We start from the raw sequence: 14,707 nt of genomic DNA, 5'->3' as shown, positions 1-14,707 counted from the left end.
ATGACTATCCGCATTAATTTAGACATTATGATGGCCAAACGGAAAATGCGATTAAAGACATTGGCAAAAGAAGTTGGGATAACAGAAGCCAACTTGTCCGTATTAAAAAATGATAAAGCCAAAGCCGTAAGGCTATCGACGCTCGACAAGCTATGTGAAGTTTTAGAGTGCCAACCTGGTGATATTTTAGAATTTGAACCGAATGATCATAAAGACGGCGTTGCGGCAGAGTAGCCAGTAAGGAAATTGCTTTCAAATCATCTAATAATGAACGAGTCTCGATATTGCATCGAGACTCTTTTTTAATCTATTTATACCGACTCTCCCGCCTCGTCCTCTTCAACCACATCGGTTTCTAAGCTCGCTTCTGCCAACCATTTTTGTACTGATGGGCTGTTGAGCACACGTTGCTGATACTGTGATGCCTTCTCTGAAAGTTTGATGCCATAGGTTTCACGCGTAATGCCACAGGTGCAAACATCGCATCGGCAATCGACCATTCACCAAACAACCAACCTTCTGGATATTGTTCCATTTGCGTCGACCATATGGCATCAATACGGGCGATGTCTTTCAATGCCTCTCCACTCAAAGCAAGCTTTCGTTGAGCGCGGCAGTTCATCGGCATTTCATTTCTTACGGCAAAAAATCCAGAGTGCATCTCTGCAGAAATTGCTCGGGCATGGGCGCGTTCTTTCACGGATTTAGGCCATGCTGCGCCGTCCAAGTAGGCTTCGTTGACGTATTCGAGAATCGCCAGTGAATCCCACACCGCAACGTCACCGTCAACCAGGGTTGGAACTTTGGCTGTTGGTGTCACTGAAGCTAGTGTGTCGTAAAAATCAGAAGTGAATAGCTTGAGCTTGATGATTTCCGCATTGAGGTTGTAGCTGTCGAATATTAGCCATGCGCGTAATGACCAAGTTGAGTAGTTCTGGTTTCCAATATAAAGCTGCATCGTTGCTTCCTTGCGTTTAGTGTGGATGCTTTGAGACTTAGGGTAAGGTATTGAGCCTTAGGGGCATGCATTTGAGCTTAGGGGATTGTATTGCGGCGCACTAACGGATAATTTTGATGCAATACATTAATAAAAACGATGGGTGGTGATTTCAATATGGATATTGATGCTTTGCGAGGCTTTCTCGCGTTTGTAGAAACCAGTAGCTTTACTCGTGCAGCGAAACAGATAAATCGCACCCAATCGGCATTCAGTGCGCAGATGCGCAAACTGGAAGAAGAGCTCAATGTGACCCTTTTCCAGAAAGAAGGCCGTAATCTCGTGCTGACAGAGGCTGGCTTAGCGCTGCGTTCTCATGCTGAACAGTTGGTCGCCCTCCACAATACCGCCCTCAAGCAAGTAAAGCGTTACGAAGACAAACAACCTCTAAGACTCGGTTGTCCTGAAGACTACAATGACACTATTCTGACAAAAGTGATTCGCCTGTTGCAGAAAGCAGAACCCACCTGTTCTATTCAAGTATTCAGCCTGCCAAGCATTACGCTCAGAGAGTGGTTGGATGATGGCAGGCTTGATGCTGCAATTGTCACCCGAGCGCCTGACAGTGAAGAGGGCTATTGGCTGACCAGTGATGTGGGTGTATGGATAAGCAGCCAAGACTATGTGTTCGATGATTCTAAACCCGTCCCATTAGCCTTGTTTCAGACCGATTGTAAGTATCACGCAGCGGCAGTGAATGGCCTAACTAAACAGGGTACGCCTTATCAGTTGTTGGCGTGCAGTAATACCGCTTCGGCGCAACGTGCCATTGTTAAAGCAGGTTTAGCGATTGGCGCGATGGGTAAGCTGAGTGTGACTTCTGATTTGAACATTCTGGAAGATATGCCACCACTGCCTTCGGTGGATATTGTGCTGATCCTAGCGAGCAAACATCACCCAGTGTTAGACAAAGAAGTGCTTAACCAACTTGTGGAGTTGGACTCCAATTAGATTTTTGCTCGGTGAGGGTAATGTTGAGTGCGGAGCTAAAATAGATAGGCCGAGAACATGCTGTTTCGCGGAGGAAATGGTGGTTCTCGGCCTAGTTATTGTTAGACGTTGTTGGTAATTAAGAAAGCTTGAACTTACTCAGTTCACCGTGTAAATCTCCGGCTTTCACTGTCAGCTCATTACTGATTGCTACTGATGATGTCATGGTGTCCATCACTTCCACTGCTGTGTCATTGATGATCACTACATTGCGGTTAATCTCTTCTGACACAGAGCTTTGCTCTTCAGCCGCGGAAGCGATCTGATTGTTCATGTCATTAATCACTTCAATCGCTTGGTTGATTTCAGACAAGGCTTGATGTGCAGCTTCGGTTTCACTTTTTGTGTTGTTCGCTTGGTTCTGGCTTTGCTCCATCAGTACCACAATAGATTGAGTCTCTTGTTCTAAGCGAGCCAACATAGAGCGAATCTCTTCTGTTGAACCTTGAGTTCGATTCGCTAGGTTACGAACCTCATCAGCAACCACTGCAAAGCCTCGACCAGCCTCACCTGCACGAGCCGCCTCAATCGCTGCATTCAGTGCAAGTAAGTTAGTTTGCTCTGCAATGCCACCAATCTCGCTCAAGATACCCTGAATAGCGGTGCTCGAATCGACTAAGTTCTGTGTTTGTTGCTGCGCATCGTTAACCTGCACAGCCAAGCTGTCTACAGCACTGGCGGCATTGTCCATGCGCGTCATACCATTGAGACTGTTGCTTTGCACTTGGCTTGCTGCTGCCGCTGCTTGAACCGCTGAGTTCGCCACTTCTTGCGCTGTTGCACTCATTTCATTGATAGCGGTGGCAAGTGAGTTCACTTCGTTAACTTGAGAATTCAGCTGGTCACGTGAAACTTCAGCACGAGCTTGGCCTTCTGTCGCGTTTTTATCCACTTGGTCAGCCGTTACCATCACGGTAAGTAGCATCTCTTGTATGCGAGATAGGAAGGTATTGAACCAGTGTGCAAGCTGAGCGGTTTCATCCTTACCTTTCACTTCAATGCGATAAGTTAAGTCACCTTCACCCTGTGCTGCATCTTTAAAGCGTTCCACTAAGTTGTTCAAAACCTTGCCCAAAGAGTTAGCAATGAATGCCATTGAGGCAATGCCTAGAAGAGCGGCGATGATTCCCGCCCACACACCTTTTTCAAGTGCTTTTGAATTCTGAGCATCACTCCACTCGGTGTAGTCATTGACGCTTTTGGCTAGGTGACTACTAGGAACAGACACCATGACTACCCATGGCGCATCACTGGTATCAATTGCGGTAATCGCGTACTCATCGCCGCCGAAAGTCACAAGACCGGCGCCTTCTTGGTTAGCGATAGACTGAATCTTTGACCATTCAGATTCCAATTCAGAAGAGACTTTTTTACCCACCATATTTCCAGCTCGGCTGTTGGCCAATGTAATGCCTTTCCATGAAGTGATTAGGATTTTTCCTTGGCCATCAAACAAGTTACGCGCAAGTAACTCACTTTGGCTTTGGAGTTCATGTAGGGATAAATCAAAGCCTAGCGAGCCGATGATTTTTCCGTCATGTTTGATTGGTTGGCTGATGGTGGTAATGAGCTCTTGTTTGCCGCGGACTGAATAAAAATACGGTTCCATCACAAACGTTTTACCCGTTTGATATGGCATTAAGTGCCAGTCATCTTTGCGCTCACCGTTGCTGTTGAGCTCGGTATTGCTAAAGCTTTCCATTGCGACAGCATCAAAGCTGTTCTGGTCATTGGGAGAGAAGAAAGGCGCAAGGTAGCCTTGACTGTTAAAACCTAACTCAGTGTTTGAGCTTAACTCGATGTTTGAGCCAGATTCGATATTCGAGTCTGATTCTGTATTAATGCTCAGTTCCGTGTTCGAGTCTTGTTGGTTATCTGAAATTAGCGACGTATCTGAGCCATTTTCGCTGTTCACGTTGAGCTCGTTATTCAAGACAGACTGTTGTGACCATGTCTTATCTTCCCAAACCATGTAACCCGCAAATACAGCTTTGTTTTGTGCTTCCAGTGCCGCAGTAAACTGTTTCACTATAAGCTCTGCACTTGCGTCGGTTTCTGAACTTAATTCGATGATTGAGCGCACTTGCTTAAGGTTCGCTAATACGGGGTTAACCTGGTTAGCGATGTTCAAACCTTGTTGAAGTGCCGTGTTTTGTAAATCCGTAGCGGTGGCCTCTGTCAGCTGCGTTTTTACTTTTTCAGTGACTTGTTTATTCACATCGGTAAATGCGTTGGTCGTCATTCCCATGGCGATTAACAGAGTGAAAGCCATCGCTCCGCCCGCACTCACCGCAATTCGCGTTCGTATACTGTTAAACATATTATCTCTCTAACCAAATAGTGGTGGTTTTTCAGAGATTTTAAACAAGATAAGTGAATGGAAAATTCTAAATAATGAACACAATAAGAATAGGGTGATTAAAAATATAAATAGGATGGTATAACGATCCGGATTATGTCTTTTAGAGAGGAGCTATAAGATAGGTGTATGGCTGTTTTTATTCTATTATCTAATTGTATTTGTTGATATTTTATACTTGATGCCGTTTTTAATTTCCTGGTAAATCAGGAGGTTGTAGTTTGAGGGTGTTGTGGATATACATTACTCATTATATGATATCAGTCACATTTTAATTTAATCCGAAGTGTGGAGTACCCACTTAAAAAGTATGTATTTATACTTTGTAGACTAAATTCAAGTAACTGGGCCATTGATCATCTTCACTATTAAAGAATCCCCAAACTCTTTAGCTTTCTATAAATGGTATTACGGCTGATGCCAAGTATTCGTGAAGTCTTGCTGATATTACCTTGGTTGGCTTGATAGGTTTGCAACAAGGTCTCTTCAACGGTACTTCTTAAATCGTTATTCGTTGTGCCTTTGAAGGTATTAGGAGTCGTCAGTAGATGCTGATTATCTTGCGCTAGTAACGTGAGATGTTGAGCAAGGTGGCTGGGCACATGCTCGAGTGTGAGTTGTGCTTCATCACTCGCGAGTAGGGCGGCGACCTTAAGTAAATTGTCTAACTCGCGAATATTGCCTGGCCAAGAATAGGCGCACAGTAAGCTCATTAAGTGCGGGCAGATTGTCTGTTCGTCTTCTGCGTATTTACGATGAATATGCTCGATTAAGGCGTGCTTGTCTTGTCGATGTTGCAGGCTTGGCAAGGTGAAGGCTAAGCCGTTTAGGCGATAATACAAGTCTTGTCTAAATTCCCCCGTAGCGACCAATTGTTCTAGGTTTTTATGAGTTGCGGCGATGATCTGACAATCGACTTGATAGCTCTGATTTGAGCCAACAGGCACTACCGACTTATCTTGTAGAACATGCAGCAATCGACACTGAGCCTCCAATGGCATGTCGGCGATCTCATCGAGAAACAAAATTCCCTTATCTGCTTGGCGGATCTTACCTTGGAATCCTTTGTGGCTTGCGCCAGTAAAAGCGCCCGGCGCGTAGCCAAACAGCTCAGATTCGATAAGATCTTTCGGCAGCGCACCGCAGTTCACCGCAACTAACGGTGACGATTTACGTTGGCTTTGCTTGTGCAATGCTTTAACAAACTCGCCCTTACCGACCCCCGTTTCTCCTAAGATTAATAGGCTGATCCCTTTGTCGATTACCTTGTTGGCCTGCTGCCAAGCATGTTCAATTTGTTGTTCACCATGGTGCAAATCGCACGATGCTGAAATGGAACGCGTGCGTTTTGCAGTTGGTTGTTTGAGGTGCTGTTTCTCAAACACAAAGGGCGTGTCTAATGAGGTTCGGTTGAAGAGGGTATCTATGCATTCGCCGACGATCGAGGTTTGATCCAGCAGTTGAGAGGCGACCTGATTGTGCGCCACTACCTCACCAGCTTCATTGGCTATTACTATCCCTTGCCAACCACTGTGTAATAAAGATTTCTCACACGCGAGATCGATTCGAGTGGTGCCTTGTGGGATATGACTCAGAAGTTGATTTTCAACAAGCTGAACCATATTTTGAACCAGTAATTGCACCGAGCTGTCGTGTTGCTGTTGCTCACTGGTGATGTCCAATACGCCAACCATTTTACCTTGATGATCAAACACCGGGCTTGCTGAACAACTGATAAATCGATGCTGGTGGATGAAGTGCTGTTCGCCAATGATGGATACGGGTTTTGCTTCCACAATCGCGGTGCCAATCGCGTTGGTGCCTTTAAGTTGTTCCTGCCAACATGCTCCCGAACTGAGTGCAATTGACGTCAGCTTCTCCTTAAACCGCTCCTGTCCCCAACCTGCCAGAATTACCCCTTCAATATCGGTCAAAATCAAACGACTGTCAGTGCGTGCAAACATCTGATTAAACAGAGGGAGAGCATTACGTTCGACGATATGAATCAAGTCGGACGATTGATGACGTCGCTGTTTAAGAATCGATTGTGGCAGGCGAATGTCTTCGGGAAGTCGTCTCTGTTTTAGACCCGCTTCTGTGCTGCGGTGCCAAGAGGATGAAAGCCAATCTGAGGTGTTTGCTTGTTGAAGGTGCATGACTGTTCCATGTCGTAACAGTGAGGGTGTACCAATTTGGAACAGTTGAACACTGGAGTGCTTTCCAGACGTCCGTTCAATGCCAACTCACTTTGGGTTGTAAACGTTTGGTAATCATAGTTTTACAATTTATTAACAACAAGTTTTGAAGTTCTGGCGTGTGATTTGCGTTGTTACTGTTGTGAAGAAAACACGAAGTATCAGTGTTTTAAACAGAAAGAATAAACATGGTGACACTCTTTTTTAGAGCTCTTTTCATGAGATCTGTTCTCAAGGGAAGCCGCCATGCTAGCTCGACAACATAAGCTCAATAACGAATGAGCAACGACTAAAAATCTAAGAAGGATCTAACTATGATTTACGCACAGCCGGGTAGTGATAACGCAGTGGTGAATTTTAAAGCGCAATACGATAACTTTATCGGTGGCGAATGGGTGAAGCCTGTTAGCGGTGAGTATTTTGATAACACTTCCCCAGTGAATGGTCAGGTGTATTGCCAAGTGGCACGTTCAACCGAGGCGGACATTAGCTTGGCACTCGATGCGGCGCATGCAGCTCGCGCAAGTTGGGCGGCAACCAGTGTGACAGAGCGTTCTAACATCCTACTTAAAATTGCTGACCGTATTGAAGCGAACCTAGAAGAAATCGCGGTCGCTGAAACGTGGGAAAACGGCAAGCCTGTGCGTGAAACGTTAGCGGCGGACATTCCGTTGGTTGTCGATCACTTCCGTTACTTTGCTGGCTGTATTCGAGCGCAAGAAGGCAGCGCAGCAGAGCTCGATTCAAACACCGCAAGTTATCACTTCCCAGAACCTATTGGTGTGGTGGGGCAGATCATTCCTTGGAACTTCCCGATTTTAATGGCGGCTTGGAAACTGGCTCCAGCACTTGCTGCGGGCTGTTGTGTGGTGATGAAGCCAGCCGAGCAAACACCGACATCGATTTTGGTGATGATGGAGAAGATCGCTGATCTTCTACCTGCAGGCGTGGTCAACATCGTGAATGGTTTTGGTAGCGAAGCGGGTCAAGCGTTAGCAACCAGCGATCGTTTGGCGAAGCTGGCTTTTACCGGTTCGACAGAAGTCGGTCACCACATCCTGAAATGTGCGGCTGAAAGTTTGATTCCATCAACGGTTGAGCTTGGCGGTAAGTCTCCAAACATCTACTTCCCAGATATCTTTAACCACGAAGACGAATACCTAGATAAGTGTGTCGAAGGTATGTTGCTGGCGTTCTTCAACCAAGGTGAAGTGTGTACCTGTCCATCACGTGTGCTGATCCATGAATCGGTATATGACAAGTTCATCGCAAAGGTGGTCGAGCGTGCTCAAACGATTAAACAAGGTAACCCGTTAGATACCGATACTCAGGTGGGCGCACAAGCTTCAAAAGAGCAGTTTGATAAGATCTTGAGCTACCTAGAAATCGGTCGTCAAGAAGGCGCAAAAGTGCTAACAGGTGGTGAAATCGCGCAGCAACCAGATGATCTCGGCAACGGTTATTACATTCAGCCAACCATGCTGGAAGGGCACAATAAGATGCGTGTATTCCAAGAAGAGATCTTCGGCCCTGTTATCGCAGTAACGACGTTTAAAGACGAAGCGGAAGCGTTAGAAATAGCTAACGATACCGAGTATGGCTTGGGTGCAGGCGTGTGGACACGTGATGCAAATCTAGCGTATCGCATGGGTCGTAACATTGAAGCGGGGCGTATTTGGGTGAACTGTTACCACGCTTACCCAGCTCATGCCGCGTTTGGTGGTTACAAAAAATCGGGTATTGGCCGAGAGACACACAAGATGATGCTCGATCACTACCAAAATACTAAGAACCTGTTGATCAGCTACGATACTAATCCGTTAGGCTTCTTCTAATACAGGTTCGTTCTAAAAGTATGAGAATGAATCATGGGTACAAAGAATAACTAACAATGCAGTAGGCTTAATTAAGAAAAACAAAAGCTAGAAACCAAAACGCCCAATTCAATTGAGTTGGGCGTTTTTATATCTGAAGCACTTTAGCTTTTCGAAAAGAAGATCTCTGGCTTGTGGGTTGGGCCTGAATTACCTTCTAACTGAGTGAGCTCCAAACCTTGCTTTCCTATCAGAGAACCGACCAATTGGCGGTTAAACGGGTAGCTGTCGGGGTTGTTAATATACTCTTCAATATCAACCCATTTAGCCTCTGCAATTTCATCGGTGTCTTGAATCGCAATCTCTTGGGTTTGAGCGATAAGGTGGCAAATAAAGTAGAGGTTCGATTTGCCAAACTGATACGGATGTCTCGTCGCCATGCCAACTACAGAAATGAATGTGGCTTTGATACCAGTCTCTTCCAAGGTTTCACGAACAACCGATTCTTCAATGCCTTCACCCAACTCAATATGGCCGCCCGGTAATTTGTAGCCTGTCATACCGTGCTCTTTAATCATCAGCACTTGATTATGTTCGTTGGTGATCAATGCGCCTGCGCCCAAGGTGTGGGTCGGAATGAAAGGCACGAACTCGACAATTTCGGATTTATGGATCAGTGTAATTTCGTCTTCCAAACAGTTGTGAAACACAAAGCCAAGCTCAGTCGCCACAGGAATAAGGTGCGAGAGCGAAATAGGCAAGCTAATCCAAATGATGCCTTTGTTATTCTGCTTTGAAAATTCGGTGATCTCGCTGAGTTCGGCATTGAAAGAGTCAGCATCGTGAGGGGCTGTTGCTGGGTCGATGATGATGCCGTTAAATTTGTCGAGCGTAAATTCCACGGGTGATCCTTTATTATTTTTGATTTATAGGGAGTCGAGCATAGGTGGAGCTTATAACATCTTAAGGGCTTATAAAACCTGCTCTGCTTGTAGCGTTTTTAAGAGCACGGCAGTGATGGGTAAAAACTAAGGGAGAGTGTAAAGCGGGCGGCTTGAAACAAAAATTACGCTAGAAACAAAAACTGCGCTTGGAAGCCAAAGCGCAGTTTTAAAATAGGGTTTATTTGGATTCGACTCTAACGAATATAGTTCGCATCAACACTCACGTACCAGTGCTGCAGTTTGCCGTCAGATTTTTTGATCCACAAGTCGTTGGTGTAGCTTTCGATCTTGCCGTTAACCGTTAAACTGAACGTGTTCTCGTCGAATTCGCCAAGCTTCACGAACTGGTCTGTGGTAACCAGGAACGGGTCCATGTCGTCCACGCCAACCACATCTGAAATCACATAGTAGTGGTAAGTCAGCGGCTTGCTCGCATCATTCGGGTTGCTGCGGTACGCCACAAGCTTGAATGGTTCCGTTAATGGAAGGTCGAGCGTTTGCTTGTCCATGATCGCTGGAGTCGGGATAAACAGCCAAGCGGTAAACAGACCGCTTAATAAAACCATCAGGAAGAAAAGAGTCTTAATTGCTTTCATAGCAACCTTCAAAATAGATGATGTAGAAGACGCTATGGTAACAGGTTTGATTTGCCGATTGTAAGAGTATGAATAAGTGAAGGCGACACTGTCTGTTAGGAAACTTGAACGAATTGACACACTGTTCATAAGTCACTATCTACACTAGTGCGAGTGACCTTGAGATAGGTTGATCATCACAACACCTGCTGCCACAAATAACATACCAACCCACACCATAGTATCGAGGTGCTGGCGGTAAACAAACGTAGAAATCAAGCTCACGGTTACGATAGCCAAGCCCGCCCATAAAGAGTGAACTACACCTACAGGCATCCCTTTCATTGCTTGGCTCAAAAATAGAAATGCCGCCAAATGTCCTGAAATCACCAATAGAGCAGGGATGGGTTTAGATAAGCTGAAACCGTCGGTTGCTTTAAGTGCTACGTGAGAAAGTGCTTCCGCCATCACGCCCATCATTAAGAAAAACCAGCTCATAGTCGTACCTTTTAGTTGTATTGTTTTTTGTTGGTATAGCGGGGGTATTTGAAAGTGTTAATCGTTGTTGCTGATCTTTAGTCTAAGCGTATTTGCCCAAACAGCAGGCACAAAAAAGCCCACACCTCACGCTTTTGCAAGGTGTGGGCTAATTCGGTGTGACTACTTGTTTAGGTAAGCAGCATGGAACTCAATGTGTTCATCAATAAAGCTAGAGATGAAGTAGTAGCTGTGGTCGTAACCTGGCTGCATACGTAGCTCTAAATCGGCATTGGTTACCTTAGCTGCTTCGACCAATTGCTCAGGCTTTAGCTGCTCAATTAGGAAGTTGTCCGCTTCGCCTTGGTCTACCAACATTGGCAGCTTAGTGCCTTTGGTTTTTAGAAGCTCAAAGGCATCGTAGTGTTTCCATTCTTCAATATCTAAGCCTAGATATTGGTTGAATGCTTTTTGTCCCCAAGGGCATTGCATTGGGTTCGTGATTGGGCTGAATGCCGAGATAGAACGGTAGTTATCTTCGTTCTTAATACCAATCGTTAGGGCACCGTGTCCGCCCATGCTGTGACCTGAAATGGATTTCACAGACGTTACTGGGAAGAAAGATTCAATCAAAGCTGGGAGCTCTGTTACCACGTAATCATACATGTGGTAATGGCTGTCCCATGGCGCTTGAGTAGCATTCACGTAGAAGCCTGCACCTTGGCCGAGATCGTAATTTTCATCGTCGGCAACACCTTCGCCACGTGGGCTAGTGTCTGGTGCAACAATCGCGATGCCTTGCTCAGCCGCGGCTTTGAAAGCGCCGGCTTTTTGCATGAAGTTTTCATCGGTACAGGTTAAGCCTGACAACCAATACAAAACAGGAACTGGGTTTTCTTTGCTTGCGTTAGGTGGCAAGAAAATCGCAAAACGCATGTTGCAGTCAAGCGTTGCAGAAAAGTGGGTGTATTGTTTGTGCCAACCACCAGCAACCTTTGCTTGGCTAATGTTTTCGATTGTCATCTATTGTGCTCCGTTAGGTTGATGGTTTTGGGGAGTAAATTTCTCTATATTACTTAAAGTTTCACCACCCACCGGGCAGGAGGTGGTGAAGACAGTTTGTTGCTTCTCATTTATAGCTTTGGCCTCGACACCTAAGTATCGAGACCAAGGAGAATTATTTATCCATGTGTAGAACAGTACGGATAGATTCACCTTTGTGCATTAGGTCGAATGCTTCGTTTACGTCTTGCAGACCCATAGTGTGAGTAATGAACTCCTGAAGACCAAACTCACCTGCCATGTAGCGGTTAACGATTTCTGGAAGCTCAGAGCGGCCTTTAACACCACCGAAAGCAGAACCACGCCATACACGACCAGTCACTAGTTGGAATGGACGAGTTGCAATCTCTTGACCTGCACCCGCAACACCAATGATTACTGATTCGCCCCAACCTTTGTGGCAGCACTCAAGTGCTTGACGCATCACGTTTACGTTACCAATACACTCAAAAGAGTACTCAACACCACCGTCTGTCATCTCAACGATAACGTCTTGGATTGGTTTGTCGAATTTAGTTGGGTTGATGCAGTCAGTCGCGCCAAGCTGTTTTGCTAGCTCGAATTTGCTCTCATTGATATCAACACCGATGATGCGGTCAGCACCAGCCATGCGAGCACCAATGATTGCAGAAAGACCGATACCACCTAGGCCGAATACAGCAACGTTGTCGCCTTTTTCAACTTTAGCTGTGTTTAGTACAGCGCCCATACCTGTTGTTACACCACAACCTAGAAGACAAACTTCTTCAAGTGGTGCTTCTTTGCTTACTTTCGCTAGAGAGATTTCTGGAAGTACTGTGTACTCAGAGAAAGTAGAGCAACCCATGTAATGGAAAATCGTTTCGCCATTGATAGAGAAGCGGCTTGTACCGTCTGGCATTAGGCCTTTACCTTGCGTTTCACGAACCGCTTGGCATAGGTTAGTTTTACCAGATTTACAGAACTTACATTCGCCACATTCAGCTGTGTAAAGTGGGATAACGTGGTCGCCAATCTCAACACTTGTAACGCCTTCGCCGATCATCTCAACGATACCGCCACCTTCGTGACCAAGGATTGAAGGGAAGATACCTTCTGGATCGTCACCTGATAATGTGAATGCGTCAGTGTGACAAACACCAGTAGCAACGATGCGAACTAGAACCTCACCAGCTTTAGGAAGTTGTACATCAACTTCTTCCATTTTTAGTGGCTCGCCAGCTGCCCATGCAACCATTGCTTTTGATTTGATATGAGTTTGACCAGGTTTAATTTCGATTGTCATTGGATGTTTCCTATATATGTCAGTACAGCGGATAACCGTGCAATTAGCTTCAACCCGTTAAGAGTAGTTGAGCTTAATTGTTTCCGCTCTCTCGTTTTGTTGGGGCTAGTATAGGTGCGAGTACATGTTTTGATAATTCCCTTAAATAGAAAATAATTATTACGTATTTGTAATAATCAATGTATTCAGAGGAGTTCGAAGAGGGGGTAGTTACTCAGAAAACCTAAGGACGCTCTGAGTAGCTTTCTATGGAAGACATTAATTGGAAACAAATGGGGCGTAAGTTAGTAGGCTATGTGATTTGGTGTGGTGGCCATCAACTTGTTTAGAGTTTTGTGAGTTATTAAGGGCTCTAACTCATTTCTGCCCCATTATTGGTTTCGCTAAAAAGTCCACAATCACAGTCGATCAGTTTTTGACCTAATAGAACTAATCTGAAACCCAAACTCATAAAGAACGAAAAATGGGTATCAGAGTGCAGTTCTTAGTTCAAAGAAACTCGATGATTTTTGCTCTACAAACCGCTCTTAAAACGTCAAAAACTTACAAAGCGTTATGGAAGTACCGCCTTGTTCAAGTGTCTCAAATCTTCGCTAAGAGCGTTTGAGGCGGTCTGAGGCTGTTTCTGATAGCAAACTCACACATTTACCATAATAGGAATAATGAACACCACTTTTTTATGCATCTTCACTCTTAAAGGGGTTAAAATATTTTTGCGGGCTAATGATGGCCTATTAAAACAAGGAGATATGAATATGAGATGTAGTTGCTGTAATTCTCAATTAAACAGTGGAAGGGTTTTCAAAAGATTAGCTAATGGGGCTCTTTTAAAATCATGCCCACATTGCTCTGTTGCTAATGGCTCTGAGCATGTTTTCCATCGTCATCCTCAAAACTTTGGTCAAACACCAGCAAGAGTATCGGCTAGAAATCCTGATGGAGATCAAAGTTACTGTATAGATTGTAGAGCATTAGATAAAGGTGAGCCTTCTAAAGTATCTGATCGTGGGAATGTGTGTAGTTCATTTTGAGTATATTCAATTGTGACGCGGTTGAGTGGCTTTCATCGCTAGATAGTGAAAGTGTAGATTTGCTTATTACAGATCCACCTTATGAGTCTTTAGAGAAGCATAGGAAAGTGGGTACGACAACTAGATTGAAAGTAAGTAAATCTTCAAGTAATACTTGGTTTGAAATTTTCCCGAACTCAAGATTTGAAAGTTTACTGGTTGAGATATATAGAGTGTTGAAAAAGAACACTCACTTTTATCTTTTTTGCGATCAAGAAACGATGTTTTTTATCAAGCCGATAGCTGAAAAGGTAGGCTTTAAGTTTTGGAAGCCTATTGTTTGGGATAAGGTCTGTATTGGGATGGGGTACCATTATAGGTCTAGGCATGAATACATACTCTTTTTTGAAAAGGGTAAAAGGAAAATCAATGATTTAAGCATTCCTGATATATTGGAACATAAGCGTGTCTTTAGAGGTTACCCAACTGAAAAACCAGTTCCATTATTAGAAGTTTTAATAACTCAAAGCTCTCAACAAAATGAGTTAGTTGTTGACCCTTTTTTTGGATCAGGGTCAACTTTACTGGCAGCTCTAAATCTGAAAAGGAAGTATCTAGGGTGTGATATATCGTCTTATGCTCATGATCTATTTCTAGAACGAATAAAAGTTGGTAATCATAGTGTTTAAAGGCTTTTTTTATGATTTGCATGGTCACGAAATCAAGACATTGACTCCTATTACCTTGCTTTCAGATTTGGAGTCATCCATTGTCGATGTTTCACTAAACCTTGGTTTAGAGCCTATGATTGTTAGTTACCAAAGAACATGGGCTTTGTTTGAGGTTAATTCTCAAATTAGGCTTCTTGTTGCTACTGACAATTTAACGTAACGTCACTTAATACGTACCCAAACCAGTACTTTTGCTAGTGCGATGCTACTCATCGCACTAGCTCTTCACAAGTAGATTTGCCATACCCCTAGTTATTGATGGTTTTCTAATTTAGAAAAATCGCTGGCA

General features: G+C 44.4%; 12 protein-coding genes and 3 pseudogenes. 6 read left to right on the top strand and 9 right to left on the bottom strand.

Going from position 1 to position 14,707, the window contains the following annotated elements:
* Positions 1–234, top strand: a complete 234-nt coding sequence (locus tag ACED60_RS14450; protein ID WP_009846209.1) for a helix-turn-helix transcriptional regulator — start codon at positions 1–3, stop codon at positions 232–234.
* 77 nt (positions 235–311) lie between these two features.
* Here the strand turns inward: ACED60_RS14450 and ACED60_RS14445 are convergent.
* Positions 312–958: pseudogene (locus tag ACED60_RS14445) on the bottom strand (glutathione S-transferase family protein).
* A 138-nt stretch (positions 959–1,096) separates the two neighbouring features.
* Between ACED60_RS14445 and ACED60_RS14440 the strand changes: the two are divergent.
* On the top strand, positions 1,097–1,948 hold the full coding sequence (locus ACED60_RS14440) for a LysR family transcriptional regulator (RefSeq protein ID WP_371727844.1): 852 nt from the start codon (positions 1,097–1,099) through the stop codon (positions 1,946–1,948).
* 118 nt (positions 1,949–2,066) lie between these two features.
* Here ACED60_RS14440 and ACED60_RS14435 read toward each other — a convergent pair.
* From ACED60_RS14435 to ACED60_RS14425, 3 genes and pseudogenes are all read right to left on the bottom strand, one after another.
* Positions 2,067–3,773, bottom strand: a pseudogene (locus tag ACED60_RS14435) (methyl-accepting chemotaxis protein); the annotation flags it as partial.
* 144 nt (positions 3,774–3,917) lie between these two features.
* Positions 3,918–4,307: pseudogene (locus tag ACED60_RS14430) on the bottom strand (methyl-accepting chemotaxis protein); the annotation flags it as partial.
* A 407-nt stretch (positions 4,308–4,714) separates the two neighbouring features.
* Positions 4,715–6,502, bottom strand: a complete 1,788-nt coding sequence (locus tag ACED60_RS14425; RefSeq protein ID WP_371727843.1) for a sigma-54-dependent Fis family transcriptional regulator — start codon at positions 6,500–6,502, stop codon at positions 4,715–4,717.
* Between the two features lie 353 nt (positions 6,503–6,855).
* Between ACED60_RS14425 and ACED60_RS14420 the strand changes: the two genes are divergently transcribed.
* A complete protein-coding gene (locus ACED60_RS14420; protein ID WP_004732897.1) occupies positions 6,856–8,376 on the top strand; it encodes an aldehyde dehydrogenase family protein in 1,521 nt (506 codons plus the stop codon).
* A gap of 143 nt (positions 8,377–8,519) precedes the next feature.
* Here ACED60_RS14420 and ACED60_RS14415 read toward each other — a convergent pair whose 3' ends face one another.
* From ACED60_RS14415 to ACED60_RS14395, 5 genes are all read right to left on the bottom strand, one after another.
* Positions 8,520–9,257, bottom strand: coding sequence for an NUDIX domain-containing protein (locus tag ACED60_RS14415; RefSeq protein WP_371727842.1), 738 nt, complete (start codon positions 9,255–9,257; stop codon positions 8,520–8,522).
* A gap of 236 nt (positions 9,258–9,493) precedes the next feature.
* Positions 9,494–9,895: a hypothetical protein gene (locus ACED60_RS14410; RefSeq protein ID WP_009846215.1), complete on the bottom strand. Its 402-nt coding sequence runs from the start codon at positions 9,893–9,895 to the stop codon at positions 9,494–9,496.
* Positions 9,896–10,039: 144 nt separating this feature from the next.
* The gene (locus tag ACED60_RS14405; protein WP_012601126.1) at positions 10,040–10,372 is read right to left on the bottom strand and encodes a multidrug efflux SMR transporter; all 333 of its coding nucleotides are present in this window, start codon (positions 10,370–10,372) and stop codon (positions 10,040–10,042) included.
* 162 nt (positions 10,373–10,534) lie between these two features.
* Complete coding sequence (gene fghA / locus ACED60_RS14400) at positions 10,535–11,374, bottom strand: S-formylglutathione hydrolase (protein WP_371727841.1); 840 nt, start codon at positions 11,372–11,374, stop codon at positions 10,535–10,537.
* A 154-nt stretch (positions 11,375–11,528) separates the two neighbouring features.
* Complete coding sequence (locus tag ACED60_RS14395; RefSeq protein ID WP_017064961.1) at positions 11,529–12,677, bottom strand: S-(hydroxymethyl)glutathione dehydrogenase/class III alcohol dehydrogenase; 1,149 nt, start codon at positions 12,675–12,677, stop codon at positions 11,529–11,531.
* A gap of 463 nt (positions 12,678–13,140) precedes the next feature.
* On the opposite strand from ACED60_RS14395, the gene ACED60_RS14390 reads away from it, so the two are divergent.
* From ACED60_RS14390 to ACED60_RS14380, 3 genes are read left to right on the top strand one after another with little or no spacing between them, the layout of a single operon-like run.
* The gene (locus ACED60_RS14390; RefSeq protein ID WP_017099702.1) at positions 13,141–13,284 is read left to right on the top strand and encodes a hypothetical protein; all 144 of its coding nucleotides are present in this window, start codon (positions 13,141–13,143) and stop codon (positions 13,282–13,284) included.
* Positions 13,285–13,339: 55 nt separating this feature from the next.
* On the top strand, positions 13,340–13,708 hold the full coding sequence (locus ACED60_RS14385; protein WP_230691214.1) for a hypothetical protein: 369 nt from the start codon (positions 13,340–13,342) through the stop codon (positions 13,706–13,708).
* Entirely contained in the window at positions 13,705–14,376 is a 672-nt protein-coding gene (locus ACED60_RS14380) for a site-specific DNA-methyltransferase (protein WP_048665043.1), read from the top strand. Before ACED60_RS14385 ends, ACED60_RS14380 begins: the two co-directional genes overlap by 4 nt.
* The last annotated feature ends 331 nt before the right edge of the window (positions 14,377–14,707 follow it).

Origin of the sequence: Vibrio sp. 1F279 (genome assembly GCF_041439815.1) — a bacterium.
GTDB lineage: Bacteria > Pseudomonadota > Gammaproteobacteria > Enterobacterales > Vibrionaceae > Vibrio > Vibrio tasmaniensis_A.
The sequence above is the reverse complement of the archived record's forward strand: the minus strand, read 5'-3'. Positions and strand labels throughout refer to the sequence as shown.

Coding starts and splice junctions, on each gene's coding strand:
- ACED60_RS14450 (WP_009846209.1), top strand. CDS start 1: ATGACTATCCGCATTAATTTAGACATTATGATGGCCAAACGGAAAATG.
- ACED60_RS14440 (WP_371727844.1), top strand. CDS start 1,097: ATGGGTGGTGATTTCAATATGGATATTGATGCTTTGCGAGGCTTTCTC.
- ACED60_RS14425 (WP_371727843.1), bottom strand. CDS start 6,502: ATGCACCTTCAACAAGCAAACACCTCAGATTGGCTTTCATCCTCTTGG.
- ACED60_RS14420 (WP_004732897.1), top strand. CDS start 6,856: ATGATTTACGCACAGCCGGGTAGTGATAACGCAGTGGTGAATTTTAAA.
- ACED60_RS14410 (WP_009846215.1), bottom strand. CDS start 9,895: ATGAAAGCAATTAAGACTCTTTTCTTCCTGATGGTTTTATTAAGCGGT.
- ACED60_RS14405 (WP_012601126.1), bottom strand. CDS start 10,372: ATGAGCTGGTTTTTCTTAATGATGGGCGTGATGGCGGAAGCACTTTCT.
- fghA (WP_371727841.1), bottom strand. CDS start 11,374: ATGACAATCGAAAACATTAGCCAAGCAAAGGTTGCTGGTGGTTGGCAC.
- ACED60_RS14395 (WP_017064961.1), bottom strand. CDS start 12,677: ATGACAATCGAAATTAAACCTGGTCAAACTCATATCAAATCAAAAGCA.
- ACED60_RS14390 (WP_017099702.1), top strand. CDS start 13,141: ATGGGTATCAGAGTGCAGTTCTTAGTTCAAAGAAACTCGATGATTTTT.
- ACED60_RS14385 (WP_230691214.1), top strand. CDS start 13,340: ATGAACACCACTTTTTTATGCATCTTCACTCTTAAAGGGGTTAAAATA.